Here is a 25,460-nt window from a genome sequence, read left to right as displayed (position 1 = left end):
TTATGAAACGTGCTACCTTTAATGATTAAATGGTGCGTGTATACAAGCATAAATAATTAGCTATTAGCGGGTTTGAATGTCAAATATTAATGTGTGTAATAAATGCGACCTAATTGTCAATCACGTGCCTATAGCAAAAAATAGACATGCACACTGCCCACGCTGTAATACGCTACTCTACAAAAACAATGATTTTTCGATAAGCAGTATATTGGCACTTTCAATTACAGGCCTCATACTTGTTGTTATCGCCAATGTATTCCCCATGTTTACCATCACCATGTTAGGTGTCGAAGAGGCCGCAACGCTGATTCAAGGTGCTTGGACATTATTTGACAAAAAGTTTTATTTCGTCGGCCTATTGGTTATTTTTTGTAGTTTCGTTGCCCCCTTTCTGTTTTTATCTTGCCTCACCCAAGCTTGCTTATTGTTACTGACAAAACGTAATACACCGCAACTTATTTTATTACTCAAGCTAGTTAAATTTTTTACCGAATGGAGTATGTTAGAAGTTTACCTCGTCAGTTTTTTAATCGCGGTATTTAAACTTTCCGACATCGCTGATATCAAATTACAATTTGGCTTACTCAGTTTTGTATCACTGATGTTTGTCTCTAGCCTTATTATGTATAGGTTAAACCTTGAAACCTTCTGGCAAAAAATGGAAAAAAATGCAAAACGCTAAAGATAATCAGATAGCTAAGTGCCATGAGTGTCATCTGCTCATCAGCGTAAAAGAGGATATTAAGCGTCAACACTGCCCTCGCTGTTTTACACAAGTCCATTTTAGGATCCCGAGTAGCATCCAAAAAACGTGGGCTTATCTACTTGCGGCTGCATTCATGATGATCCCAGCAAACTTATTACCGATTAGCACATTAACAAGCACAGGTAAGGCGACACCAGACACCATTATGTCGGGTACCATCGCACTAGCAAAAAGTAACGATTTAGGCATCGCGATTATTATTTTTGTGGCCTCTATTTTAGTGCCGTTATTTAAAATAATAGGGTTAGGGCTGATTTTGTTATCCGTGCAAAATAAGATATTTATTGCACCAAAACGGAAATTATTATTATTTAATGCAATTCATTGGATCGGTAAATGGTCCATTATGGATTTGTTTGTTATATCGATTATGGTCGCGGTGATCAACCGAGGTAATTTACTCTCAGTGGATCCCGGATATGGAGCGACTTGCTTTGGTTTGGTTGTTGTATTAACAATCTTAGCTGCTGAAAGTTTTGACACACGTTTAATTTGGGATTTAAACCATAAAAATGAAAGAAAATAACGAACCAGACATGCCTGAAAATTGTAATGCCCCGAAACCGGTATTGCATAAACCTAATGTGATGTCACCAATCTGGCTATTACCGATTGTCGCAATCTTGCTTGGGTTATACCTCATGTATCAAAGTATTGCCCAAGCCGGGATTGAATTCCGCATTCATTTTGCGAATGCCAACGGTATTGTCGAAGGTAAAACCCTGATCAAGTATCAAGGTTTGGTCATCGGTAAAGTCAAAAAGATTGCCTTAGATGATGATCTTAGAAGTGTTTATGTCACCGCTGAAGTTGACAGTAAAGCCGAACCTGTATTACGTGAAAATACGCAGTTTTGGTTAGTCGCGCCCAAAGCATCTATTGCCGGCATATCAGGACTTGACGCATTAGTGACGGGTAATTACATTGATGTAGCCCCAGGGGATGGCGAATACAGCATTAAGTTTAATGCGGTACAAACAGCACCAAACAACTTGCCCGATGATCAAGGCTTAATTGTACGATTAAGCACAGATAAACTGGCTTCCGTTCGCCCTGGCTCTGAAATATTTTATAAAAAGATCCCCGTTGGTCAAGTTCACAGTTTCAAACTAGATAAAGACACTGACAACATATTAATCGAAGCCGTGATCAATCACCAATACAGCTACCTGGTAAAAGACAACTCACGTTTTTGGAATGCAAGCGGTATTAATGCCGAGTTTGGCTTTGATGGCGTTAAAATTCAAACTGAAAGTCTCACCGCGATTATCAGTGGTGCGCTCGCATTTGATTCACCAACAGACGGTATTGAAGTCAAAAATAATCAAGCTTATACGCTTTATAGCAATATAAGCGATGCTGAACGTGCAGTTCAAATTGAATTTAATTTATCCAACACCAATGACATTAAAATAGGTAACAATATCTATTTAAACGGTCAACAGGTTGGTGAAGTCACACAGGTCATTACGCAATCTATAGATCCTAAAACACAACAAGTAACACCAAAAGCATTTGCTGACGTCGACCCAGACGTTGCCGAGTTATTACGTGCAGGGACTCAATTTTGGGTTGAAAAAGCAAAACTGTCAGTTACTGAAACCAAGAATGTGGCTAATTTTGTCACCGGTAATTACATTCTTTTCACTCCTGGGCAAGGCGAGCTACAAACCACCTTTGACTTAGTATCAAACGTCGATGATCTTATTCCAAACAAGCAGATTTCGATTGCCGCGAATGATGCAAATGGATTAGCGGTAGGCAATAAAGTCTATTACAAGAACTACCCGATTGGCCACATTAGCCACGTAACGTTTAACACTAAAACTAACCTGATAGATTTAGGCGTTAACATCTACCAAGATTATGCCCATTTACTTAAACGTTCGACACGTTTTATCAATATCAGTGGTGTGTCTGTCGACGCCAATGTGTCAGGTCTTAATATCAAGTCAGCACCCATTGCGGCATTAATCAGTGGTGGTATCGAACTTGTGAACGACAAGGCATTCAAATCAAAAAGTCGTCATCAACAATACCAACTCTACCCTTCTCTTGCGCTGGCAAAATTAGGCAGCAATGCGTTTAAAGCGAATAAGACGATTACACTGTTAAGTAAACCGAGTCACGTTATTTCAAATGGTGCGCCGGTTTATTACCGTAAACTCGCCGTTGGTTCAGTGGCTGATTTCCGTTTGGCTGCCGACAACGAACATATTGTGATCACCTTGGATATTTTTAGCCAATATGCACACTTAATTAACAGTAACAGTGTATTTTGGGATGTTTCAGGCATTGATATCTCTGGTAGCTTGAGTAATTTAAAAGTGCAAACCGAATCGTTACTGACCATTGCAACTGGGGGTATCAACTTCGATAACATCAAACCTGTTAATGACAACAAAGTCAGCCTCGCTAAGTCCAAAGCCACGCATTACAAATTGTTCCGTAGCTTTGCTGCTGCAACCGATGACCGTCCGACAGTCACATTAACCTTTACATCTGGGGCTGACATTAATGTCGGAACCGAAATTAAACACAAAGGTATCAAGGTTGGTGAAATTAGCGCGATCAAGTTAAAAGTAGAACAAGGCTTTATTGAAGCAACGGCTAAACTAGAAACTGATTATGCCAAATACTTCGTGCAGCAAGGTAGCCAGTACTGGTTAGAAAGTGTTGAAGTGGGTCTCGATGGCATTAAAAACGCCAATACACTCATTTCAGGTGCTTATATCAATGTAACGAAAGGCCAAGGCAAGCACGTCAGTCGCTTTAAAGTCCTTAATAGTGCGCCGGACATCGCCGCTGAGAATGTTGGTTTGTCTGTCACTGTCGTTAGCCAACGGTTAATGGGCTTAACACCCGGAACCCCTGTCTACTTCCGCCAGGTCGAAGTCGGTTCAGTGACCTATTCAGAATTATCAGCACAAAGTGATAAAGTACTGATTACACTTAACATCGAGCCTAAGTACCAACACTTAGTCCGTAATAATAGTCGGTTCTGGGCTGTTTCTGGGTTTAACGTCGATATCGGTCTAACCGGTGCGACGTTAAAAGCTGAATCATTAAAAACGATTTTAGCGGGTGGTATTGCGTTTGCAACACCGGATGCAGGTAATAATTCAAATGGCAGCGGCCAATTAGCTGCACCTTTTACCCAATTCAATTTGGCTCAAGAAGTGAATCCAGATTGGCTTAAGTGGGATCCTAAAATAGAAAAACCAACTAAGTAACGCCTCCTCCCCAGCTACTTCAACAATCCCAACCTTGAAGTAGCTGGGGTAAATACCCATGTTCGCCCCTGATATAGCATCTTGAAGTAACTTGGGTATGTGATAAAATACCCCCTTATTTTTCAATTGAGCTTATAAAGTGCATTCCAATATAAAACTGCCTGAAGATTACCTCACATTAATGGGTAACATTATTCCCGAACATCTCTCTATGGATGACTTTATTGCTTGTTGTAAAACACCATTGAAAACCAGTGTTCGTGTTAATACGCTTAAAATCTCTGTTGAAGAATTTCAACAGTTAGCGAAAACAAAACAGTGGTTATTAACCCCTATCCCTTGGTGTTTAGAAGGGTTTTGGTTAGAACAAGAAAATACTGAGACTAAATTAGGTAATAGCTGGGAACACATCGCTGGCTTATTCTATATTCAAGAAGCAAGTTCGATGCTGCCTGTTACAGCATTATTCAAAGCACAAGTAACAGATGTAGCCGCGCAATATGCCACTATTCTTGATTGTGCATCATCGCCAGGTTCGAAGACTAGCCAAATTGCAGCATTATGTAATAACAACAACTTCATCGTTGCGAACGAGTTGTCATCAAGCCGTTTAAAAGTACTCAGTGCAAATATTCAACGTTGTGGCATTAAAAACATCGCCCTTAGTCACTATGACGCGAATGTTTTTGGCACCTGGTTACCTGAAATGTTTGATGCGGTATTACTGGACGCGCCTTGTTCTGGTGAAGGCGCTATCCGCAAAGATGACAAAGCAATGCTTAATTGGTCGTTAAAAAGTATCAATGACATTGCCGACATTCAGAAAGAATTAATTGAAAGCGCATTTAAAGCGTTAAAACCCGGTGGCACGTTAATCTATTCAACTTGCACACTAAACAACACTGAAAACCAAGCGGTTTGCCAACATTTACTCGACCTCTATCCAGACCATGCCGAAGTAGTTCCGCTTAACGATTTGTTCCCAACCGCGAATAACTGTCTTACTGCGGAAGGTTACTTACACGTTTGGCCGCAGATTTATAACAGTGAAGGTTTCTTTGTTGCTAAATTCACTAAAAAAGAATCGCAGGGTTTACGCCCTATTAAAAAGAAAAAACGCTTAATATTCCCATTCAGCCCTGTTAGCCGTGACGAAAATGACGCCATTCGTGATTATTTCCGTGATGCATTTAGCTTTGAATTTGAGAGTGGCGTTTTCTATCATCGCGATAGTGAAATCTGGTTATTCCCTAAAGAGTTTCCAGCGTTCATTGGCAAATTCAAATTTGATCGTATCGGTATCAAAATTGCTGAAAAATTCAAGAAAGGCTTCCGAGCTCAACATGAATGGGCGCGTATTTTTGGTCATCACTGTGATAAAAACACGGTGTCACTGAATATTGAACAAGCGAAACAATACATCATGGGTCGTGATATTAGCTTCTCTGATATCGAGATTGAAGATTTAGATGCCCTACAAGGTGAGCTTGTTGTATTACTTGAAGGCAGTGTGCTTGGTTTAGGTAAGCGTGTTAATCAACGCTTGAAAAATAATTACCCACGCGACCTAGTACGCGATAACAACTTGTTTAATGAATAAAGAGTTAATGAATTCAGATCCCATCGATAGTGGGTTCTGAATTTGCTTAAGCGCACAATAAAATGACGGTAATTTGATATATGTAAATAATTTACTATATTTAAATACACGTTCATACCAATTTCCCTAAGCTCATTACAAGGATTTGTACTGGGCTTTTTTTTATTTTTTTTATATTTCTTAAAATATCACTAAGCTTGAAAATACGTTTCTAATTATTTCCGCTAATATGGCTACTCTTTGTTCCTAACTACAAATGATTTGTACCTAACTACAGGCTAAATAAGCTAAAAAATCACATTATACTCCGCAACATAAATAACTATGATAAAATCGCGATAATATTGATTTATACAAACTTGAGTAAAATATATGAACTTCGACCTTACAAATATCTCTGAACTACCTGCTGGCCCTGACGCAGCGCACATTGCTTTATTCGCGCTTTCCGTGATCCTGTTACTACTCACTCTCATTCGAGGCGGTAAAAAAACAGTTGAAATAGAAAAGATTGTTGAAAAAGAAATTGAAGTTAAAGTGGAAGTAGAAAAAATTGTAGAGGTAATCAAACACGTTGACGTTGAGAAAATCGTTGAAGTTGAAAAGATTGTCGAAATCAAAGCCCCACTACAAGAAGCAAGCCCTGCTGCCGCTTGTCAGCTTTTGTCATTACTCCAAAATGAAGCGCGTTTTATCGATTTTATCCAAGAAGATTTAACCGGCGCGTCTGACGAACAAATTGGTGCCGCAGCACGTATTATTCATACTGGCAGCAAAAAAGTAATCAATGAATACTTTAGTTTCACGCCAATTCGCACTGAAGAAGAAGAAAGCCAAGTAACCGTCGCTGAAGGTTTTAACCCATCTGAAATTAAGCTAATTGGTAACGTACTCGGTTCAGCACCTTACCGTGGTATTTTAGTACACGCAGGCTGGAAAATAACCAAGGTTAACTTGCCTAAACTTGCACAAGGCCACAACGCGAATATCGTTGCAGCAGCAGAGGTGGAACTATGAGCGACATAACTGAAACAACGGCAAAGTACAGTATTGGTATCGATCTAGGTACCACACACTGCGTATTATCCTATATCGATTTAGAACAAGAAGGCGATAAAGTAGCAAAGCAACTGTTTGCTATCCCGCAACTCTCTGCACCGGGTTCTGTCACAGAAAAATATCAACTGCCGTCTTTTGTCTATCAAGCACATGAAGATGAGATCAGTAAAGATCAAACACCATTACCTTGGAACGCAGATAATACGACACTTGTCGGTGATGTCGCACGTAACCTTGGTCTTAAAACACCGATTCGTTTGGTGTCGAGCGCTAAAAGCTGGTTAAGCCATGCTACCGTCAGCCCACATGATTCGATCTTACCTTTCTCAAGCCCTGATGAAGTTGAAAAAATCTCACCAGTGACGGCAACAAGTCAGTACTTAAGCCATTTAGCCGACGCTTGGAACTACGCACACCCAGATGCTCCAATCTCAGAACAAGATGTGACAATCACGATTCCGGCCTCGTTCGATCCGGCCGCGCGTAACTTAACAGCGCAAGCCGCACAAGCGCTAAACCTTAAACATTTAAACCTACTTGAAGAACCACAAGCCGCTGTATATAGCTGGTTACAAGCCTGTGGCGATGAATGGCGTGACCAAGTTAATGTGGGTGATACCATACTTGTGGTTGATATAGGTGGTGGTACAACCGATTTATCATTAATCTCGGTTGAAGAAGTAGAAGGTAATTTAACATTATCACGCGTTGCAGTAGGTGAGCACATCCTACTTGGCGGTGATAATATGGACCTTGCGCTGGCGTATCGTCTAAAAATGAAATTGATGCAAGAAGGTAAGCAATTACAACCTTGGCAAATTCAAGCCATTACCCATGCCTGTCGTGATGCCAAAGAGCAACTGTTATCTGATAATGATATCGATACAATGCCGATTGTTATCCCAAGCCGTGGTTCAAAACTGATTGCTGGCACAATGCAAACAGAACTAACACGCGATGAAGTGAAGCAAACTATTTTAGATGGTTTCTTCCCTGCAACTGCAGTGTCAGAAATGCCACAACAAAATACCCGTACGGCGTTAACACAGATTGGTTTACCGTATGCACAAGATGCAGCGATCACCAAACACATCGCGCATTTCTTGAATAAACAGCACGATGCTATCGCAACAGATGCCGGTGATTTCATTAAACCGACCGCAGTATTATTTAATGGTGGTGTGTTTAAGTCTGATGCCATCAGTTCTAAACTCATCGGTATTATTAACGACTGGTTAATTACTGCTGACGTTGAAGAAGAAGCAAAACTATTAACGGGTATTGATCTAGACCTTGCCGTTGCCAATGGTGCTTGTTACCACGGTTATGCGAAACAAGGTAAAGGCGTACGTATTAAAGGCGGTCTCGCTAGCGCATACTACGTGGGTGTTGAAAGCTCAATGCCAGCAATTCCTGGCTTTGAAGCACCGTTGGAAGCAGTCTGCATTGCCCCATTTGGTCTTGAAGAAGGCACGAACCACGACGTATCAACTTATCAGTTTGGTCTCGTTGTTGGTCAACCGGTTAAATTTAAATTCTTCGGTTCAACAGTGCGCCGTGAAGATGTTGTGGGTACGCACCTTGATTTCTGGCAACCTGATGATCTTGACCAGCTTCCAGACATCGAAGTAACGCTTGACTCTGCTAACCGTAATAGTGGTGATGTCGTACCAGTATCATTGTCTGTCACTGTGACTGAAGTGGGCACACTGAAAGTTGAGGCTATCGCCAATGACAGTGATGAAACGTGGGAAATCGAGCTTACTGTTAGACAGTAAATAGGATTTAGCATAATCAATACACACGTTATATGGATACTATATATTTATACCACGTGTACTTAACTCAGGGCACTTAGCCCTGAGTTTTATTATATGGAGTTTTTAATGCCCTCACCTGTTTCCAAAACAGCGCAATATGTCATTGGCATCGATCTTGGCACCACCCACAGTGTGCTTTCTTTCAAAAGTATCGATGATTATCAAGCTAGTGCGTCTGTATTTCACACTGACCAATTGATTGGTCCTGGCGAAGTCTCAAGAAAACCTCTACTCCCTTCATTCCGCTATCACTTTAACGACAATGAAATTGCCACAACGGATTGTGTATTACCTTGGCAATCAACACGATTTGACGGTGAAATAGCCAATGTCATCGTTGGTCAATGGGCTAGAGATTTAGGCACTAAAACCAAGGGTCGCTTAGTGTCCAGTGCCAAAAGTTGGTTATCCCATCCAAGCATCGACGCACAAGCGGCAATCCTACCTTGGGCTGTAGAAGATAATATTCAGAAAGTATCGCCAGTGATTGCCAGTGCCAGCTATTTAGCGCACTTTCAGGCGTCTTGGAATTATCACAATCCTGATCACCTACTTGCCGATCAAAATATTACCATCACAGTCCCAGCCTCTTTCAACGACACGGCTCGCGCATTAACACTCGCTGCAGCAGATCTTGTTGGCTTAACAAACGTGACGTTATTAGAAGAACCACAAGCCGTTTGTTACGATTGGTATCACCGTAATAAACAGGCTAAAACAGATTTGATCGAACAAGACAAAACCATGCTTGTTTGTGATATAGGTGGCGGTACAACAGATTTAAGTTTAATCGAAATGTCATTAGCACATGGTGAATTAAATTTAAACCGTGTTGCGGTTGGTGATCACTTGATGCTCGGTGGTGATAACATCGATTTAGCACTAGCGCATATTGTTGAATCAAGAATATCCCCTGATCAACGTTTGAAAACTGCGGCGTTAGGGCAACTAATACAACAAACACGCCAAGCCAAAGAACTGTTTTTATCTGAACAACCACCCAGCACAACATCAATTACACTGCTAGGTCGTGGCTCAAAACTGATTGCACAATCGAAGAAATGTGAACTGACAAAGAATGAAGTCATCGACATGGTGTTTAATGGTTTCTTACCAAACAGCGGCTTTAACGAATTACCAACACACCGAAAAAATGCCGTTGTAGAATTTGGTTTACCGTATACGTCAGATCCAGCGATTTCAAAACACATTGCTGAATTCATTCATACTTATTACGATGTCGACGCAACGGACGATTATGACCCTGCAGTCGTTCCTGCGGCAATACTGGTTAACGGTGGTATTTTTAATAGCCAACAAGTAAAACTGCAAATCGAAAAAGTATTATCTGGTTGGAAACAACAAAAAGTGCAGATGTTACACAATGGTAATCCAGATCTGTCTGTTGCTTATGGCGCCGTTGAGTTCGGTTTTGCTAAGATGGGCAAGCAAAAACAAATTGGCGGCGGTAGTGCACGTAACTACTTCATAGAAATAACTGATCGCTCAGGTAAATCGCAATCTATCTGTCTATTACCTAAGGGGACAGAAGAAGAACAAGTTATTAATTTAGATAGCCGTTTGTTTTCGTTAACCATTGGTGAGCCAATTCGTTTTAATCTTGCAACCACCAGTCATGAAAGTAATTTCAAACCTGGCGACATCGTTGAAAAAGAGTTTGAAACACAACTGAAAGGCAAAACACCTTTACCACCTTTTGTAGTTACAATTCCTGAGCACAAAGACCATAAACGTTTTGAATCTGTTTATCTGTCTTGCAAGCTAAGCAGTATTGGTACTTTGCAGTTAGAATGTGTGAGTGAAACCAACAGCAAACAACGTTGGGCACTAGAATTCTCTGTTCGTCCAAGTTTAGCGACTAAAAAATCGAATGATGACAGCAAGAATATCAATGATATTAAACAGCTTCATCCTAACTTGCCTGATGCAATTCAGTTAATTGAAGCAGTATACGGTGCAAGTAGTAAAAAAAGTGATCCAAAGTTAGTTAAGTCATTACGTAATGACCTAGATAAACGTCTGGGTAAACGTGATACTTGGGATACTGATTTATTACGCGAACTGGTAGCACCTTGTTTACAGTTTGCTAAAAACCGCCGCCGTACCGAACAGCATGAACGTAATTGGTTAAAGCTAACGAGCTTCTTGCTTCGCCCTGGTTTTGGTTACCCTGCCGATGATTGGCGTATTGAACAGATTTGGCCGATATTTAAATCGGCGATCCAATACAATAAATCAACACAGTCATGGAGTGATTGGTGGAATTTATGGCGTCGTATCGCTGGTGGCCTGAATGAGCAACAGCAGATTGAAATATACGAAACAATTTCGATCTACTTTGTAGAAGACAGTAACAAACACGCTAAAATGATCAACCAAGCTAAGTTACGCAGCTATGATGATATTATCCGACTTGCAGCATCGCTAGAACACATTCCAGTGGCACTGAAAGTTGAATTTGGTGAATACCTGTTAGCTAAATTAAGCAAACCACAAAATCAGCAATTACATTGGTGGGCATTAGGTCGTATCGCATCACGTGTTGCTTTTTATGGCAGCCAACATAATGTTATCCCGCGACATATCGTGGAAACATGGCTGAATACATTACTTGATGCTAATTGGCAGAAAGAACCGCACATTGCCTTTGCAGCCGTTATGATCGCGAGAAAGACCGGTGATAGAGAAATGGATGTTCAGGATAAAGTCAGGGATGCTGTGATAGAAAAGTTAACGCAGAATAAATTATCGGAATCTTGGTTAGCGTTAGTACAAGAAGTACAAACGTCTGATGAAACGGTAATGAAGCGTATCTTTGGTGACTGCTTACCGACGGGTTTAACCTTACTGTCGTAATAGATGTTGTTTAATAGGTGGTCCTATAGAAGTATATAGTTGACCACCTATTTATTTCACGCTAACTAGTCTTCAATACCGTCTTTAATAAACCAAACGTTACTGAAACCTAATTTAGTAAAATGATTTTTACGAAATTCTCTTACTGATTTAGTCCCTTTCGAGACATCTTCAACTTGTTTTTCCATCATCATATATTGCGTTAAGTCGATGCCTTCTTCTGCAGCCGCCGCTTCATAGATGTGGTGAAACTGTCGGTATGAAAATGGAATTTTCTTATCTTGTTTTTTATAAGTATAGGTAACTAGGTGGGCCAAAATGCCTCCAAATAATAATTGAATTCGATAGTCGTCACACGAATATCGAGATAGTACTGATATTTATAGAGATCGCACTGTTATTTATATAAATAGTACTGATAATTTATCGAACTGAAACTCGAAAATTGTTGTATGTCGCCATAATTGGTGGTGATAATACCACATTCCACTCTTTCGTCAAAAGTAGAGCGTGATTTCAATCTCTGCCTCAAATTACTTTTTCGCGTTAAACAGCGTGAAGTAGTTCTCTGTTGTTGTTGCAGCGAGTTCAGCAAAGCTTACACCGCGTAGCTCGGCAACAAACTCGGCGACAGCACGCACATAAGCTGGTTGGTTTTCTTTACCGCGATATGGCACAGGCGCTAAGTATGGTGAATCCGTTTCCACTAGTAACCTGTCAGCGGGAATCGTTTTAACCACGGCTTGCAGGTCTTTAGCTGATTTGAACGTCACAATACCCGATATCGAGATATAAAAGCCCATTTCCAATACTGCAGCAGCCATCGCATCAGACTCAGTAAAACAATGGATAACACCACCGATTTTTTCTGCGCCTTCTTCTTTCAAGATACGGATCGTATCATCAACTGCACCACGCGTATGAATAATCAGTGGTTTTTTAAGCTCAATCGCAACTTGGATATGGTTTCGAAATGACGCTTGCTGGATATCTTTGTTTTCAGGTGAATAGAAATAATCTAAACCGGTTTCACCAATCGCCACCACTTTTTCATTACCAGCTAGCGCCAGTAGCTCTGATTTTTCGTATTCGTCTTCAAGGTTTAGTGGATGCACACCACATGAGGCATGAATATTATCAAAGTCAGCAATCAACTCAATCATGGTTTTAAAGCGCGGCAGTGTCACTGACACACTTAATAAATGCGACACACCGCGTTCTGTTGCTTTGTTAACAACGTCTGCAAGATCGGTATGAATGGTATCGTAATTTAGACCATCTAAATGGCAATGAGAATCTACTAGCATATTAATTTATGAATCTTTTAAGTTTAATCAAAAAGGACAGGACTAAAGTTTCAGCGGTTAAATTATTATTTTTCATTAATAACTCACGAAGCTCTGTTAATTCTGATTGTAGTTGAGTAATTTTATCTTGTGATAATTGCGTTGAAAAATGCGTTAACCATTCAAGTTGATCGGTATTCACTATGTAATCAATGCTTACCCCTCGATTTACTTTTTGTAAATCAATTAAGATAAATTGTAACCAAGACAGTTTTTCTAATGTACGGTCAGAAATGATTTCACATAGTCGAGTGATCGCTGCGGGCTGTTGTGTTAACAGCGAAATGTTAGCGAATATCTCTTTACGTAAATCATCATCACCGTTATTTAAATAACTTAATGTGTGTAAAGGTGCGCCGTGATTAATACGGATAGACGTCAGTGTTGGACTTTCTATCGGAAACTGTTGCTGTAACCATGACAGCGTCTCCAGTTCTGGAGGTGCAGGCAGGTGCAGCTTCTGACAACGGCTATAAATAGTTGGCAAAACCTGCGCTTTATTTTCGGCAAGCAAAATTATATAGCTACCGTCACTCGGTTCTTCTAATGTTTTAAGTAACGCGTTCGCAGATGCTAAATTAAAGCTTTCAGCATGCTCGATAATCACCACTTTATTACCAGCCAGCTGTGAATATTCATTTAATTTCTGACTGATCTGTCTTATTTGATCAACACCAATAATTTTACCGGGTTCGGTGGCAACCAGATAATAATCAGGGTGCACACTGGTTTCAAATAATTGACAAGGATGGCATTGATGACAAGGTTCCCAACAAACAGGTTCTTTGCATAACAATGTTTGTGCGAGGGTCTGTGCAAATGACAACTTGCCCATGCCGCTAGCACTGGTAATAAACAACGCATGATGCATACGACCGGCAGTCATTTGCGTTTGCTGTTTTTCCCAATGAGGTAGTAACCAAGGATATAGCATCAATTAATCTGCATTGTGATGATGACAATCAACATTAGTCGCTAATACGTCACGAATTTGTAATTGCACATTATCAATATCCTGACCTGCATCAACACTATAAATACTGTCATCTGCGGCAGCAAGTTCTTGGTATTTAGCACCAATTCGCTGGAAGAAAGACAATTGCTCTAGTTCAATGCGATCTAACTCTCCACGTACTTTTGCACGTTCTAAACCAACTGCAGGGTCGATATCTAATAATAACGTCACATCTGGTTTGAAGTCACCAATCGCAACGTGGCGTAATGTATTCAATACACCAATATCAAAACCGCGACCACCACCTTGATAAGCAATAGAGGAAAGGTCATGGCGATCGCCAACAACCCATTGGCCTTTTGCTAATGCTGGCTTAATGACATTTTCAACTAATTGAGCGCGAGCTGCATACATCAACATTAACTCTGCTGATTCAGTCAACGGTTCTTCTGTATCCACGTCTTTAACAATAGCACGCATTTTCTCTGCTAACTTTGTGCCGCCCGGTTCACGTGTAGTGATCACATCGGTGATGCCCTGCTCTGCCAGCCAATTAATAACAGTGTTCACTGCGGTACTTTTACCTGCGCCTTCAAGGCCTTCGATTACTAAAAATTTTGCTTGCACAATAACTCTCTTCAATTTATTTCTTTAAAATGTATTTACGAACAGCTCGGTTGTGTTCTTTCAAATTCTTTGAAAAATAGTGTCCGCCATCGCCACTCGCAACAAAATACAAATAACTTGTCGTTGCTGGGTGTAATGCGGCATCGATCGATGTTTTACCCACCATAGCGATTGGCGTTGGTGGTAAACCTCTGATCACGTACGTATTGTAATCTGTTCTTTGGCGTAAATGCTTACGACGGATGTTACCTTTATAGTCATCGCCCATACCATAAATAACAGTTGGGTCTGTTTGCAAACGCATTCTTTTATTCAAACGATTGATGAATACGGAGCCAACGGTTGTTCTTTCGCTTTCTAAGCCTGTTTCTTTTTCAATAATAGAAGCAAGTATCAAAGCTTCGTATGGGCTTTTCAGCGGTAATTTCTTATCTCTTGTTTCCCACACTTCATTTAAATAAGCCTGTAATTTTTTATGAGACTTAAGATACAGCGCTGACACTAATGTGCCTTCAGGATAAAAATAGGTCTCAGGCAGCATTAAGCCCTCGAGTTTAGGGTTATCTATATTTAATAACTGCGCAATTTCTTGTTCTGATAAATCAGCGGTATCATCAATAACGCCTGAGGCCTGTGATAACTGCTTTCGCCATTCTTTGAATGTTGAACCTTCAATAAAGGTGATTTTGTGTTGGAATTCATCGCCAGAGACAAGATGTTCAAATAAGGTTTTAAAATCCCAACCAGCAGTCACTTTGTAAGAACCAAGCTTGATATTGGTTGTAGACGGGTGTTGTTTGAAGAATAACCGCAAAAATACTTTTGATTCAAAATCCTGATCTACAATCAGGCTATTAGCAATTGATTGTGCAGTATCACCCGACGCAACCGTCAAAACATGCTCAGTTTGAACGCGTTCAACAGACACAAAAGATTGATAGCGAGAATAGAAAAGTGCGCATGCAATTAATAGGATGGTAAACAGTAAGGAAATAGCCGTAATTATTTTTTTCATAGCTCAATGCGTAAATGAAATCCAGCGCACATTTTACACCAATGAAAAAATGTTTGATACATGCAAGGTGGCTTTAATCACCTTGCATGTGAATATCAAATAAAGAAAAACACGTATTAATCGGCTTTTTTAAATAATAGCGAGCCGTTCGTGCCGCCAAAACCAAATGAGTTAGATAATGCGTATTCCATGCTCACAGGGCGAGCACCATCAGTCACATAATCAAGATCACAACCTTCACTCGGGTTATCCAAGTTAATCGTTGGCGGTAATATTTGATCTTTTAATGCTAGGATGGTGAAAATCGCTTCAATTGCACCTGCAGCCCCTAAAAGATGACCAGTCATTGATTTTGTTGAACTAACAGCAAGTTTATAAGCATGATCGCCAAACACTGATTTAACAGCCGCAGTTTCGGCGTTATCACCAGCATGAGTTGATGTACCATGGGCATTTACATAACCCACTTGATCAGCAGTAATACCTGCATCTGCAATCGCATTATTCATTGATAACGCAGCGCCCGCACCGTCTTCTGGTGGTGACGTCATGTGAAATGCATCGCCACTCATGCCAAAGCCAACTAACTCGGCATAAATAGTCGCACCACGAGCAACGGCGTGCTCATACTCTTCCATCACTAATACACCCGCGCCATCACCGAGTACAAAACCGTCACGGTCTTTATCCCAAGGTCGACTTGCTCTTTGTGGCTCATCGTTTCGAGTTGATAGCGCTTTTGCGGCACCAAAACCAGCCATACCCATTTCGGTAGACCCTTTTTCAGCACCACCGGCAACCATCACATCAGCATCGCCGTATGCAATCATACGTGCCGATTGACCTATACAATGCGTACCTGAAGTACATGCTGTTGCAATCGCAATGTTTGGCCCTTTAAGATTATTACGAATTGAAACGTGTCCAGCAACCATATTAACAATTGTTGATGGTACGAAGAATGGACTCACTTTACGTGCGCCACCTTTAGCAAAATTATGCACATTTTGCTCAATCAGACCCAGTCCACCAATACCCGAACCGATAGCAGTACCCACACGGGTTGCATTTTGTTCAGTAATAACTAAACCAGAATCTTTTAGTGCTTGTTCCGCTGCAACGATTCCGTACTGGATAAATAAATCCATTTTACGACAATCTTTACGATTAATACCCACCGCTTCAGCGTCAAAATCATTAACTAAGCCAGCAAATTTTGTTGAAAAGTTAGTGGTATCAAAGTGCTCAATATTTTCAATGCCGCTGGTACCTGATTTAATCGCTTCCCATGAAGTGGCAATAGTGTTGCCAACCGGTGAAACAATTCCTAATCCTGTAATTACAACTCTTCTATTATTAGCCACACTCGTTCTCCAAATAGGCAAAAAAAAAGCGGTCTTGCGACCGCTTTTAAAATTTATAAGTAATTATCATAATTACTTTAACTTGATTTTTTCTCAGAGAGAACTAATCAGCTGAATTATTCAGCGCTAGAAACAACGTAGTCGATTGCAGCTTGAACAGTAGTGATTTTCTCTGCTTCATCATCTGGGATATCTGTATCGAATTCTTCTTCTAGAGCCATAACAAGTTCAACTGTATCTAGAGAATCAGCACCTAGGTCATCAACAAAAGAAGCTGCGTTTTTAACTTCTTCTTCTTTAACACCAAGTTGTTCGATAATGATTTTTTTTACGCGTTCTTCGAAGTTACTCATTTTTACTTTCCTTTGAAAAATATATAATACTTTGATTAGTAGTTTATTGATTACTCATAAACTTGCAAGCCTTAACTCGGTGGTCAAACCACGATTGGTGAAAAAGATCGCAAATTTACAAACAAAATCAAATATAAATGGCTAAGCCATGTACATGCCGCCGTTTACGTGGATGGTTTCACCCGTAATATAGCTTGCACCATCAGATGCTAAAAATCCAACAGTTTCAGCTATCTCATTTGTACTACCAAGACGACTGGTTGGTACTTGAGCTAATATTGTTTGTTTTTGTTCTTCTGTTAACTCAGCGGTCATATCCGTTTCGATAAAACCAGGTGCAACTGCATTAACAGTAATGCCGCGAGACGCAACTTCACTTGCAAGTGACTTAGTAAAACCTAACAGACCAGACTTGGCAGCGGCGTAGTTTGCTTGGCCACCATTACCTGTAGAACCGACAACTGAACCGATATTAATAATACGACCAAAACGTTGTTTCATCATGCCACGTAAGCAAGGCTTACATAGACGATATAACGAGGTCAAGTTAGTATCAATAACATTACACCATTCATCTTCTTTCATACGCAAGAAGAGATTATCCGCTGTAATACCAGCGTTATTCACTAGAATATCAATGTGCCCTACTTGGGTTTTGATTTCAGCATACAATGCATCCACCGAATCTTGGCTTGTCACGTTAAGTTCTAAACCAAAACCGGCATCGCCTAAATATGCGCCAATACGCTCAGCACCTTGTGCAGAAGTAGCAGTACCAATAACTTTGGCACCTAACTTTGCAAAATGTTCCGCGATTGCGCGACCAATACCACGGCTTGCGCCTGTAACGAGTACTGTTTTACTTGAAAAACTCATTTATTTATTCCTACTGTCTATGCAAAATCAGCAATAGTTGCTTGATTATTAACTGCACTACCTGTGATAGTTTTATCAATACGTTTAACAAGGCCTGTTAATACTTTACCAGGTCCAAATTCATATAATGCGGTGATTTCTTCTTGTGCCATTAATTCAATCACTTCAGTCCAGCGAACTGGCATATAAAGTTGACGAACAAGGGCGTCTTTAATACTGTCGGCGTCTACTGGCGCGGCCACATCTACATTGTTAATCAATTTGATGACAGGCGTATTAAAAGTCACTTTTTCTAATGCCATTTTTAATTCATCAGCCGCTGGTTTCATCAATGCACAATGAGACGGTACGCTAACTGGCAACGGCATTACACGTCGAGCGCCGGCTTCAACACACAATGCAGAAGCACGAGAAACGGCCGCTTTATTACCCGCGATCACAACTTGACCAGGAGAGTTAAAGTTTACAGCGGCAACAACTTCAGCTTCTGCCGCTTTTTCACAAGCCGCAATGATTGCATCGTTATCTAAGCCGATAACAGCGGCCATCGCACCAATACCTTTTGGTACCGCTTGTTGCATTAATTCGCCACGTAATTCAACAAGTGCGATTGCATCTTCAAATTTAATCACACCAGCACAAACTAATGCTGAATATTCACCTAAACTATGACCAGCAACGAGTGCTGGTTTAAAACTTTCTTTCGCAGCGGCTATTCGCCACAATGCAACAGAGGTAGCCAATAATGCAGGTTGCGTGATTTGTGTTTGGCTTAATTCTTCAACTGTTCCATTTTGCACTAAATCCCATAGGTCATAACCAAGAATTTCACTTGCTTGTGAAAACGTCTGTTCTACAACCGGATTATCTGAAGCTAGGTCTGCAAGCATACCAATTGTTTGTGAACCTTGACCTGGAAATACTACTGCGTACTTTGACATAAATTACCTATAAAAAATTAATAAAGATTCATGTATCAATGTGAAAATGAACTTATCTAACTAGAAAGTAATATGAGGATATTGGTCGAATTTTTCAAGAGAAGAGGCAAATTAAATTACAAAAACTGAATCTTAATCAATTACATCAAGACTTGTGGATATTTTACTGACTAATCCACTTTCAATTTCTTTTACAGCCTGTTCAATTGCAAACTCAAAGGCAAGCTGTTTAGCATTACCATGACTCTTAATTACAATACCCGCTAATCCTAACAAAGTTGCACCATTATACTGGTCGGGTTTCAAACGTCTTAGACTGTTCATTATCAGTGGTTTGACCAATAATGATAATAATTTAGTAAATATGTTGTTATTTGATACAGATGTTAATTGAGAAATAACCAAGTCAACAACACCTTCACTTGTCTTAAGTGCGACATTGCCAGTAAAACCATCACATACGATGACGTCCGCTTTACCTGAGAAGATATCATTCCCTTCAATAAAACCAATATAGTTTAGATTATGGTGTTTAGAAAGTAACTGTGCCGCATGTTTAACTAAATCATTACCTTTAATGTCTTCTTGGCCGACATTAAGTAACGCGATACGAGGTGCCGGAATATTACCGACATGTTCAGCAAGTGCAGAACCCATCAAGGCAAATTGCAGTAATGCATCAGCATCACAACTCACATTGACACCCAAATCCAGCATATAAACAGGCTGTTTAGTCATCGAAGGAAGTGTAGAAACAAGTGCAGGTCGATCAACAAACGGAAGTACTTTGAGCAAATGGCGAGAAAGCACCATCAGAGCCCCGGTATTACCCGCACTGACACAAGCTTGTGCATTGCCTTCACGAACAAGATTCAATGCCATACGCATAGAGGATTGCTTAAAATTACGTAGCGCTAAAGCGGGAGCAAGATCCATGGGTATATCATCGAGACTAGGAATTATTGTATAACGAGATTTTATAGATGCAGAAATATTCTGTAATAATGGGATTATTTCAGCTTCGTTACCGACAAGGTAAAGGGAGAGATGTTTATACTTTTTCAGTATATTTATTGCGGCGGGGATAGTGACATGGGGACCGAAATCGCCCCCCATGGCATCTAACGCAATCGCTAGATTAGGCAAAGTAAATAACTTATTTGTTAATTACTTTAACGCCTTTGTAGTAACCATCAGCTGTTACGTTGTGACGTAGGTGAGTTTCACCTGAAGTCACGTCAACAGTTGTAGCTGCTGCAGTTAGAGCGTCATGTGAACGACGTTGACCGCGGCGAGAGCGAGTTACTTTACTTTTTTGTACAGCCATTGGCCTATACTCCTGATTACTTGCGCTTTAATTCAGATAAAGCGGCAAATGGGTTGGGCTGCTCATCAGCAGGCTCGATTTCACCAAAACTCATGTCATTTGGATTCACTGAACAATCTTCCACTTCGTGCAAAGCAACAAGTGGTAAATTGATAATCACTTCATCTTCAATCAATGATATTTGATTTATTTCGCCATTTGCATCCAATTCAATGGGCTCATAAGCATCTGGCAGATCGTCGACCTGGGAATCATTTTTCACAGGACTATATCTAAATTCGGTGTCACAAGCTTGCGTGAATATCTCACCACAGCGCTGACATTCAAGGTTTACAGTTAATGATACGTTACCCTGTATCACTATAAGACCTTGTTCATCTTTGCTGTACGATATTGATACATCTGCATCACTTGGTACACCTGCTGTTGCATCCGTAATACGTTTCAACAGACTGCCTTCAACACAAGTGCTGAAATCCAATCTTTGTTGAGCGGTACGATAAGGATCAACAGTTACTGGTAGTTTTACCTTTTTCATAGGTTGCGGATAATATAGATTCATCATGTTAGAGTCAAAGGAAAATGAAAAAAAATCGAAATTCCCTACAAAAATAGGTCAGTTGGCGTTAAAATCATCAAATAATTAAATAATTGATGATAGATAAACCATGAAACCTAAACTAATCCTTGCTTCAACATCGCCATTTCGTAAACAGATTTTAGAAAAACTAAACTGCCCTTTCGATACCTTCAACCCAAAAGTTGATGAAACCGTCAAGCCAAACGAAACGGCTGAAATGCTTGTATCACGCCTAGCACTAGAAAAAGCTCAATCTGCCAGTCGTGCGTATAGTAACTCAATATCTATCGGATCGGATCAGGTTTGTGTCATAAATAACAAAATAATAGGTAAACCTGGTAATTATGAAACAGCTTTTGCACAATTATCTGCCGTTTCTGCACAAAATATAACTTTTTACACAGGGCTTTCTGTTGTAAATCAATGCACAGGTCGCACAGATACGATAGTTGAACAGTTTATTGTGCACTTTAGAACATTAACGAGCAGTCAAATTCGCTACTATCTTGAAACTGAGCAGCCTTATAACTGTGCCGGCAGTTTTATGTGTGAAGGACTTGGTATTGCGTTATTTTCTAAATTAGAAGGTAAAGATCCAAATACCTTGATCGGATTACCGTTAATTAGTTTAGTGGAAATTCTGCAGCAACAAGGCTACGACGTTTTAAGTGCTTAGAAAAAGTCGGTTTTTGGATAAAAAAAACCAGCATGTTGAATGCTGGCTTTTAAGCTAATTGAAATCAATTAGAAAATAGGATTAACCTTAATGGTCAATCGTTTTAGCATTTCTTCATTTTTTCCAATGCTCTAACAAGCGCCATATCTAACGGCGCTTCAACTTCTTGTGTTTCTTCTGTACCAGGGTTAAAGAACTGTAAGCGTGCCGCATGCAGGAACAAGCGCTTCAAGCCTAGACCATTCATGTGTTGCGTAAAGACTTTGTCGCCATATTTATCATCACAGGCAATCGGATGACCCGCATGTAATGCGTGAACACGGATCTGATGCGTACGACCTGTAATAGGACTTGCTTGCACTAGCGTGCCATGTTCATAACGCTGTAGGATGCTGAAACGAGTTTGAGATTCCTTACCTTCGCTGTCAACACGTACAAGGCGTTCACCTGAACTTACAGTGTTCTTTAATAGTGGTGCATTTACAATTCGAGAACTGCGTGGCCATGCACCAGCAACAAGTGCTTGATAATCTTTTCGCATTGTTTTTAAACGCAGTTGCTCATGTAACGCTTTCAGCGTGCTACGTTTTTTAGCCACAAGTAAGCAACCAGATGTATCGCGATCTAAACGGTGTACAAGTTCTAAGAATTTACTATCAGGACGGATCGCACGTAATCCTTCAATAAGACCAAAGCTTAATCCACTGCCGCCGTGCACAGCCATACCAGATGGCTTGTTAATAACAATGAGGTAGTTATCTTCATAAATGATTTGTGTTTCGAGCGCACGCACAGAATCTAAATTCGCTGATGGTGAAATAGCTTCAGTTTCAGAAACACGTACTGGCGGTACACGTACAATATCATTTGGCTGCAATTTATACTCAGGTTTGATTCTTCCTTTGTTAACTCTCACCTCACCTTTACGTATGATGCGGTAAATCATACTTTTTGGCACACCTTTTAATTTGGTGCGTAAAAAGTTATCAATGCGTTGGCCTTGATAATCTTCAGTAATAGTTACATATTCTACTTTAGGTGAAATTTTATCGGTCATAATTTTTTTATTGTCTAACTCAAAATGCGTTTAGGTATCAATTTGAAACTTATTTCTAAATTGAATGGAAAGTTAACTTGCTATATTAATACAGGCAGTGGGATAATACCCTCTGTACTGCTAAAAAAATACAGCCAAGAGTGATAATGGCTTTAGTATATCTGCTATTGATGTAAATAATCATTTATTTATATTAATATTTACAGAATAACCAGGATGTCGTTATTCTTGCTGCGGGTTTTTAGCATACATTTTGTATATAAGGTGAACGTTGATAGGGAGTTTCATTTATCCAGCAGGATACCGCCTCCCACATATCAACTTCTATATAAATCACCTTTTCGAATGCAATTATACACGTTAGTTATTGATGGAATCTAATAAGTGCAGAAATAATCGTAAGACACTTGATCACATTTAGAGCATCTGACAGCGCCTTAATTTAAACAACCGAGAGGTTGATTATCTTACAGACACAAGGCCTGATGTACATCTAACTAATTTATCCAAGCATGAAAATTAATTTATAAGAATAAAAAAAATGAAAAGAATGTTAATTAATGCAACTCAAAAAGAAGAGTTGCGCGTTGCGCTAGTAGATGGACAACGCCTTTACGATTTAGATATTGAAAGCCCAGGTCACGAACAAAAGAAAGCGAACATCTACAAAGGTAAAATTACTCGTGTAGAACCAAGTTTAGAAGCTGCTTTTGTTGATTATGGTGCAGACCGTCACGGTTTCCTTCCTCTTAAAGAAATCTCTCGCACTTACTTCAAACCAGGTTCTGGTAAGCAACGTGGACGTCCAAGTATTAAGGATGTTGTTGCTGAAGGTACTGAAGTTATTGTACAGATTGAAAAAGAAGAACGTGGCAATAAAGGTGCAGCATTAACTACATTCGTCAGTTTAGCGGGTAGTTATCTTGTTCTTATGCCAAACAACCCTCGCGCTGGCGGTATTTCTCGTCGGATTGAAGGTGATGAACGGACTGAATTAAAATCTGCACTTTCTACCTTAGAATTACCTGAAGGCATGGGACTGATTGTTCGTACTGCTGGTGTTGGTAAATCTGCTGAAGAGTTAGAGTGGGATCTTAAAGTACTTTTAAATCATTGGGGAGCAATCCAAGAGAGTGCTAAAGACCGTCAAGGTACCTTCTTAATTCATCAAGAAAGTAATGTGATTGCGCGTGCGATCCGTGACTATCTTCGTCGTGACATTGGCGAAATACTGATCGATCATCCAAAAGCATTTGAAGAAGCAAAGAGCCGCATCAAATTAATACGCCCCGACTTTATCGACCGTATTAAATTGTATCAAGGTGACGTGCCTTTATTCAATCATTACCAAATTGAAACTCAAATCGAATCAGCGTTCCAACGCGAAGTTCGCTTACCTTCAGGTGGCTCAATCGTTATTGATCCAACAGAAGCCTTAACGTCAATTGATATTAACTCTGCCCGTGCTACACGTGGTGGTGATATTGAAGAGACAGCGCTGACGACTAACATGGAAGCCGCAGATGAAGTTGCTCGCCAACTACGTCTTCGTGACCTGGGTGGTCTTGTTGTTATCGACTTCATCGATATGGGTCCAGTTAAGAACCAACGTGAAGTAGAAAACTGCTTACGCGATGCGGTACGTCAAGATCGTGCACGTATTCAATTAGGCCGTATCTCTCGATTTGGTTTAATGGAAATGTCTCGTCAACGTATCCGCCCTTCTCTTGGTGAATCAAGCACGCATGTTTGCCCACGCTGTGATGGCCAAGGTACAATCCGTGATAATGAATCTTTAGCACTTTCTATTCTTCGCTTAATCGAAGAAGAATCGCTTAAAGAAAATACCAATCACATTGTAGCGCAAGTACCAGTACCTGTTGCTGCTTACTTACTAAATGAAAAACGTAATTCAATTCTGCGTTTAGAAAAACGTTATAAAGTTAAAAGCTTCATCATTCCAAATGAAAATCTACAGACACCTCATTTTGAAGTTTCTCGTGTTAAAGCGGATGATGATAACTCTGACTTAGCAAGTACAGACCTAGCACAACCTCGCGAATTTATCCGTTATGAACCAAAGGTAAATACCGAAACAGTTCAGCCGCTTGTACAGCAAATGAATACGCCTGAAGCAAAAACGGTTAAACCAAGTCCAGTTGTTCAAAAAACAACACCAAATACAAAACCTCAAGCACCAGCCCAAGCTAAGTCAGCGAAGCCTGTTGCAGATAAAGAGTCAGTATTTAGTCGTCTTGGTAAAGCCATTACAGGATTCTTTGCTAGCGAAGAAAAAGTTGTTGTTAAAGAAACTGTAAAACAACCTGTTAAAGAAGTGCCTAAAAAGCCAGTAACAGATAAAACACCGAGTAACCGTAATAACGACGAACCACGTAAACCACGTAATCGTCGTAATCGTAAGCCTCGTAATCCGGAAAATGTTGAGAACAAACAACAAGACACGAATAAAAAAGTCGAAGTCGAAGTTGAAGTTAAGCAACATACTAAGTTCGAAGCAAAAGACGTAAAGCCAAGTCAAACGCGTCCAACAGCGCCGGCTATAAATACGGAAGTTAAAGAAGAAAGCAGCCCACAACATCAAGCTGTTTTAACTGAACGTCGTCAACGCCGTTCTATGCGTAAAAAAGTACGCGTGCATAACACCGAAGATCAAGCAACAACAGAGTTAGAACAAACGCCTGTAATAGCTGAAATTTCGGATAAGCCTAAGCATGATGAAAATACACAATCTGCTAAGCGTACTCGTCGTAGCCCTCGACATGCTAAGCCGACTGATGTTCAGAAAACTGAACAATCTCAAGAAGAAACAGCTAATCCTGTTATTGCTGAAGTAGCTAAGCCTGTGACTGCTGAAGTAGCTAAGCCTGTGACTGCTGAAGTAACTAAGCCGGTTACTGCTGAAGTAACTAAGCCGGTGACTGCTGAAGTGACTAAGCCTGTTACTGCTGAAGTAACTAAGCCTGT

At 40.2% G+C, this 25,460-nt stretch carries 22 protein-coding genes; 9 read left to right on the top strand and 13 right to left on the bottom strand.

Translation table 11 applies throughout. From position 1 onward, the window contains the following. Positions 1–211: 211 nt before the first annotated feature. The 7 genes from A923_RS0119470 (at position 212) to A923_RS0119440 (ending at position 11,358) form a co-directional block, all read left to right on the top strand. The gene (locus A923_RS0119470; RefSeq protein WP_237716247.1) at positions 212–685 is read left to right on the top strand and encodes a paraquat-inducible protein A; all 474 of its coding nucleotides are present in this window, start codon (positions 212–214) and stop codon (positions 683–685) included. Next, positions 672–1,295, top strand: a complete 624-nt coding sequence (locus A923_RS0119465) for a paraquat-inducible protein A (protein WP_017223368.1) — start codon at positions 672–674, stop codon at positions 1,293–1,295. The genes A923_RS0119470 and A923_RS0119465 overlap by 14 nt, the downstream gene beginning before the upstream one ends. Then, a complete protein-coding gene (locus A923_RS0119460) occupies positions 1,282–4,002 on the top strand; it encodes a PqiB family protein (RefSeq protein ID WP_017223367.1) in 2,721 nt (906 codons plus the stop codon). The genes A923_RS0119465 and A923_RS0119460 overlap by 14 nt, the downstream gene beginning before the upstream one ends. 139 nt (positions 4,003–4,141) lie before the next feature. Continuing rightward, complete coding sequence (gene rsmF / locus A923_RS0119455) at positions 4,142–5,602, top strand: 16S rRNA (cytosine(1407)-C(5))-methyltransferase RsmF (RefSeq protein WP_026006370.1); 1,461 nt, start codon at positions 4,142–4,144, stop codon at positions 5,600–5,602. Between the two features lie 372 nt (positions 5,603–5,974). Next, positions 5,975–6,619: a DUF2760 domain-containing protein gene (locus A923_RS0119450; RefSeq protein WP_017223365.1), complete on the top strand. Its 645-nt coding sequence runs from the start codon at positions 5,975–5,977 to the stop codon at positions 6,617–6,619. Next, the gene (locus A923_RS0119445; RefSeq protein ID WP_017223364.1) at positions 6,616–8,439 is read left to right on the top strand and encodes an Hsp70 family protein; all 1,824 of its coding nucleotides are present in this window, start codon (positions 6,616–6,618) and stop codon (positions 8,437–8,439) included. Before A923_RS0119450 ends, A923_RS0119445 begins: the two co-directional genes overlap by 4 nt. Positions 8,440–8,547: 108 nt before the next feature. Continuing rightward, the gene (locus A923_RS0119440) at positions 8,548–11,358 is read left to right on the top strand and encodes an Hsp70 family protein (RefSeq protein ID WP_017223363.1); all 2,811 of its coding nucleotides are present in this window, start codon (positions 8,548–8,550) and stop codon (positions 11,356–11,358) included. Between the two features lie 65 nt (positions 11,359–11,423). On the opposite strand, the gene A923_RS0119435 is transcribed toward A923_RS0119440, so the two are convergent. From A923_RS0119435 to yceD, 12 genes are all read right to left on the bottom strand, one after another. After that, positions 11,424–11,675, bottom strand: coding sequence for a DUF2960 domain-containing protein (locus tag A923_RS0119435; protein WP_017223362.1), 252 nt, complete (start codon positions 11,673–11,675; stop codon positions 11,424–11,426). A 216-nt stretch (positions 11,676–11,891) separates the two neighbouring features. Continuing rightward, positions 11,892–12,665 (bottom strand): TatD family hydrolase, encoded by a 774-nt coding sequence (locus A923_RS0119430; protein ID WP_017223361.1) that lies wholly within the window; start codon positions 12,663–12,665, stop codon positions 11,892–11,894. Position 12,666: 1 nt separating this feature from the next. Then, positions 12,667–13,638, bottom strand: a complete 972-nt coding sequence (gene holB / locus A923_RS0119425; protein ID WP_017223360.1) for a DNA polymerase III subunit delta' — start codon at positions 13,636–13,638, stop codon at positions 12,667–12,669. Between the two features lie 3 nt (positions 13,639–13,641). Continuing rightward, complete coding sequence (gene tmk, locus A923_RS0119420; protein ID WP_017223359.1) at positions 13,642–14,286, bottom strand: dTMP kinase; 645 nt, start codon at positions 14,284–14,286, stop codon at positions 13,642–13,644. Between the two features lie 16 nt (positions 14,287–14,302). Next, positions 14,303–15,301 (bottom strand): endolytic transglycosylase MltG, encoded by a 999-nt coding sequence (mltG, locus tag A923_RS0119415; protein ID WP_017223358.1) that lies wholly within the window; start codon positions 15,299–15,301, stop codon positions 14,303–14,305. A gap of 116 nt (positions 15,302–15,417) precedes the next feature. Further along, a complete protein-coding gene (fabF, locus tag A923_RS0119410; protein WP_017223357.1) occupies positions 15,418–16,665 on the bottom strand; it encodes a beta-ketoacyl-ACP synthase II in 1,248 nt (415 codons plus the stop codon). A 116-nt stretch (positions 16,666–16,781) separates the two neighbouring features. Next, complete coding sequence (gene acpP / locus A923_RS0119405; RefSeq protein ID WP_017223356.1) at positions 16,782–17,018, bottom strand: acyl carrier protein; 237 nt, start codon at positions 17,016–17,018, stop codon at positions 16,782–16,784. 141 nt (positions 17,019–17,159) lie between these two features. Next, positions 17,160–17,894, bottom strand: coding sequence for a 3-oxoacyl-ACP reductase FabG (gene fabG / locus A923_RS0119400; RefSeq protein ID WP_017223355.1), 735 nt, complete (start codon positions 17,892–17,894; stop codon positions 17,160–17,162). Between the two features lie 17 nt (positions 17,895–17,911). After that, a complete protein-coding gene (fabD, locus tag A923_RS0119395; RefSeq protein WP_017223354.1) occupies positions 17,912–18,835 on the bottom strand; it encodes an ACP S-malonyltransferase in 924 nt (307 codons plus the stop codon). 132 nt (positions 18,836–18,967) lie between these two features. Then, positions 18,968–19,981, bottom strand: coding sequence for a phosphate acyltransferase PlsX (gene plsX, locus A923_RS22375; RefSeq protein WP_026006369.1), 1,014 nt, complete (start codon positions 19,979–19,981; stop codon positions 18,968–18,970). Between the two features lie 10 nt (positions 19,982–19,991). Next, positions 19,992–20,162, bottom strand: coding sequence for a 50S ribosomal protein L32 (rpmF, locus tag A923_RS0119385; protein WP_006033904.1), 171 nt, complete (start codon positions 20,160–20,162; stop codon positions 19,992–19,994). A gap of 16 nt (positions 20,163–20,178) precedes the next feature. Then, positions 20,179–20,727 (bottom strand): 23S rRNA accumulation protein YceD, encoded by a 549-nt coding sequence (yceD, locus tag A923_RS0119380; RefSeq protein WP_017223352.1) that lies wholly within the window; start codon positions 20,725–20,727, stop codon positions 20,179–20,181. A 103-nt stretch (positions 20,728–20,830) separates the two neighbouring features. On the opposite strand from yceD, the gene A923_RS0119375 reads away from it, so the two are divergent. Continuing rightward, positions 20,831–21,418 carry a Maf family protein gene (locus A923_RS0119375; RefSeq protein ID WP_017223351.1) on the top strand — a complete coding sequence of 196 codons (588 nt, stop codon included), beginning with the start codon at positions 20,831–20,833 and terminating at the stop codon, positions 21,416–21,418. Positions 21,419–21,521: 103 nt separating this feature from the next. On the opposite strand, the gene rluC is transcribed toward A923_RS0119375, so the two are convergent. Further along, complete coding sequence (gene rluC, locus A923_RS0119370; RefSeq protein ID WP_017223350.1) at positions 21,522–22,475, bottom strand: 23S rRNA pseudouridine(955/2504/2580) synthase RluC; 954 nt, start codon at positions 22,473–22,475, stop codon at positions 21,522–21,524. Positions 22,476–23,016: 541 nt separating this feature from the next. Between rluC and rne the strand changes: the two genes are divergently transcribed. Next, positions 23,017–25,460, top strand: a 2,444-nt coding sequence (gene rne, locus A923_RS0119365; protein ID WP_272942724.1) for a ribonuclease E, incomplete at its 3' end; no start/stop codon positions are given.

The organism is Moritella dasanensis ArB 0140 (assembly GCF_000276805.1).
Classification (GTDB): domain Bacteria; phylum Pseudomonadota; class Gammaproteobacteria; order Enterobacterales; family Moritellaceae; genus Moritella; species Moritella dasanensis.
The sequence above is the reverse complement of the archived record's forward strand: the minus strand, read 5'-3'. Positions and strand labels throughout refer to the sequence as shown.

What these genes read in the sequence shown, in the direction of transcription:
- A923_RS0119465 (WP_017223368.1), top strand. Translation starts at nt 672, where the DNA reads ATGCAAAACGCTAAAGATAATCAGATAGCTAAGTGCCATGAGTGTCAT.
- A923_RS0119460 (WP_017223367.1), top strand. Translation starts at nt 1,282, where the DNA reads ATGAAAGAAAATAACGAACCAGACATGCCTGAAAATTGTAATGCCCCG.
- A923_RS0119450 (WP_017223365.1), top strand. Translation starts at nt 5,975, where the DNA reads ATGAACTTCGACCTTACAAATATCTCTGAACTACCTGCTGGCCCTGAC.
- A923_RS0119445 (WP_017223364.1), top strand. Translation starts at nt 6,616, where the DNA reads ATGAGCGACATAACTGAAACAACGGCAAAGTACAGTATTGGTATCGAT.
- A923_RS0119440 (WP_017223363.1), top strand. Translation starts at nt 8,548, where the DNA reads ATGCCCTCACCTGTTTCCAAAACAGCGCAATATGTCATTGGCATCGAT.
- A923_RS0119430 (WP_017223361.1), bottom strand. Translation starts at nt 12,665, where the DNA reads ATGCTAGTAGATTCTCATTGCCATTTAGATGGTCTAAATTACGATACC.
- holB (WP_017223360.1), bottom strand. Translation starts at nt 13,638, where the DNA reads ATGCTATATCCTTGGTTACTACCTCATTGGGAAAAACAGCAAACGCAA.
- mltG (WP_017223358.1), bottom strand. Translation starts at nt 15,301, where the DNA reads ATGAAAAAAATAATTACGGCTATTTCCTTACTGTTTACCATCCTATTA.
- acpP (WP_017223356.1), bottom strand. Translation starts at nt 17,018, where the DNA reads ATGAGTAACTTCGAAGAACGCGTAAAAAAAATCATTATCGAACAACTT.
- fabG (WP_017223355.1), bottom strand. Translation starts at nt 17,894, where the DNA reads ATGAGTTTTTCAAGTAAAACAGTACTCGTTACAGGCGCAAGCCGTGGT.
- fabD (WP_017223354.1), bottom strand. Translation starts at nt 18,835, where the DNA reads ATGTCAAAGTACGCAGTAGTATTTCCAGGTCAAGGTTCACAAACAATT.
- rpmF (WP_006033904.1), bottom strand. Translation starts at nt 20,162, where the DNA reads ATGGCTGTACAAAAAAGTAAAGTAACTCGCTCTCGCCGCGGTCAACGT.
- yceD (WP_017223352.1), bottom strand. Translation starts at nt 20,727, where the DNA reads ATGATGAATCTATATTATCCGCAACCTATGAAAAAGGTAAAACTACCA.
- A923_RS0119375 (WP_017223351.1), top strand. Translation starts at nt 20,831, where the DNA reads ATGAAACCTAAACTAATCCTTGCTTCAACATCGCCATTTCGTAAACAG.
- rluC (WP_017223350.1), bottom strand. Translation starts at nt 22,475, where the DNA reads ATGACCGATAAAATTTCACCTAAAGTAGAATATGTAACTATTACTGAA.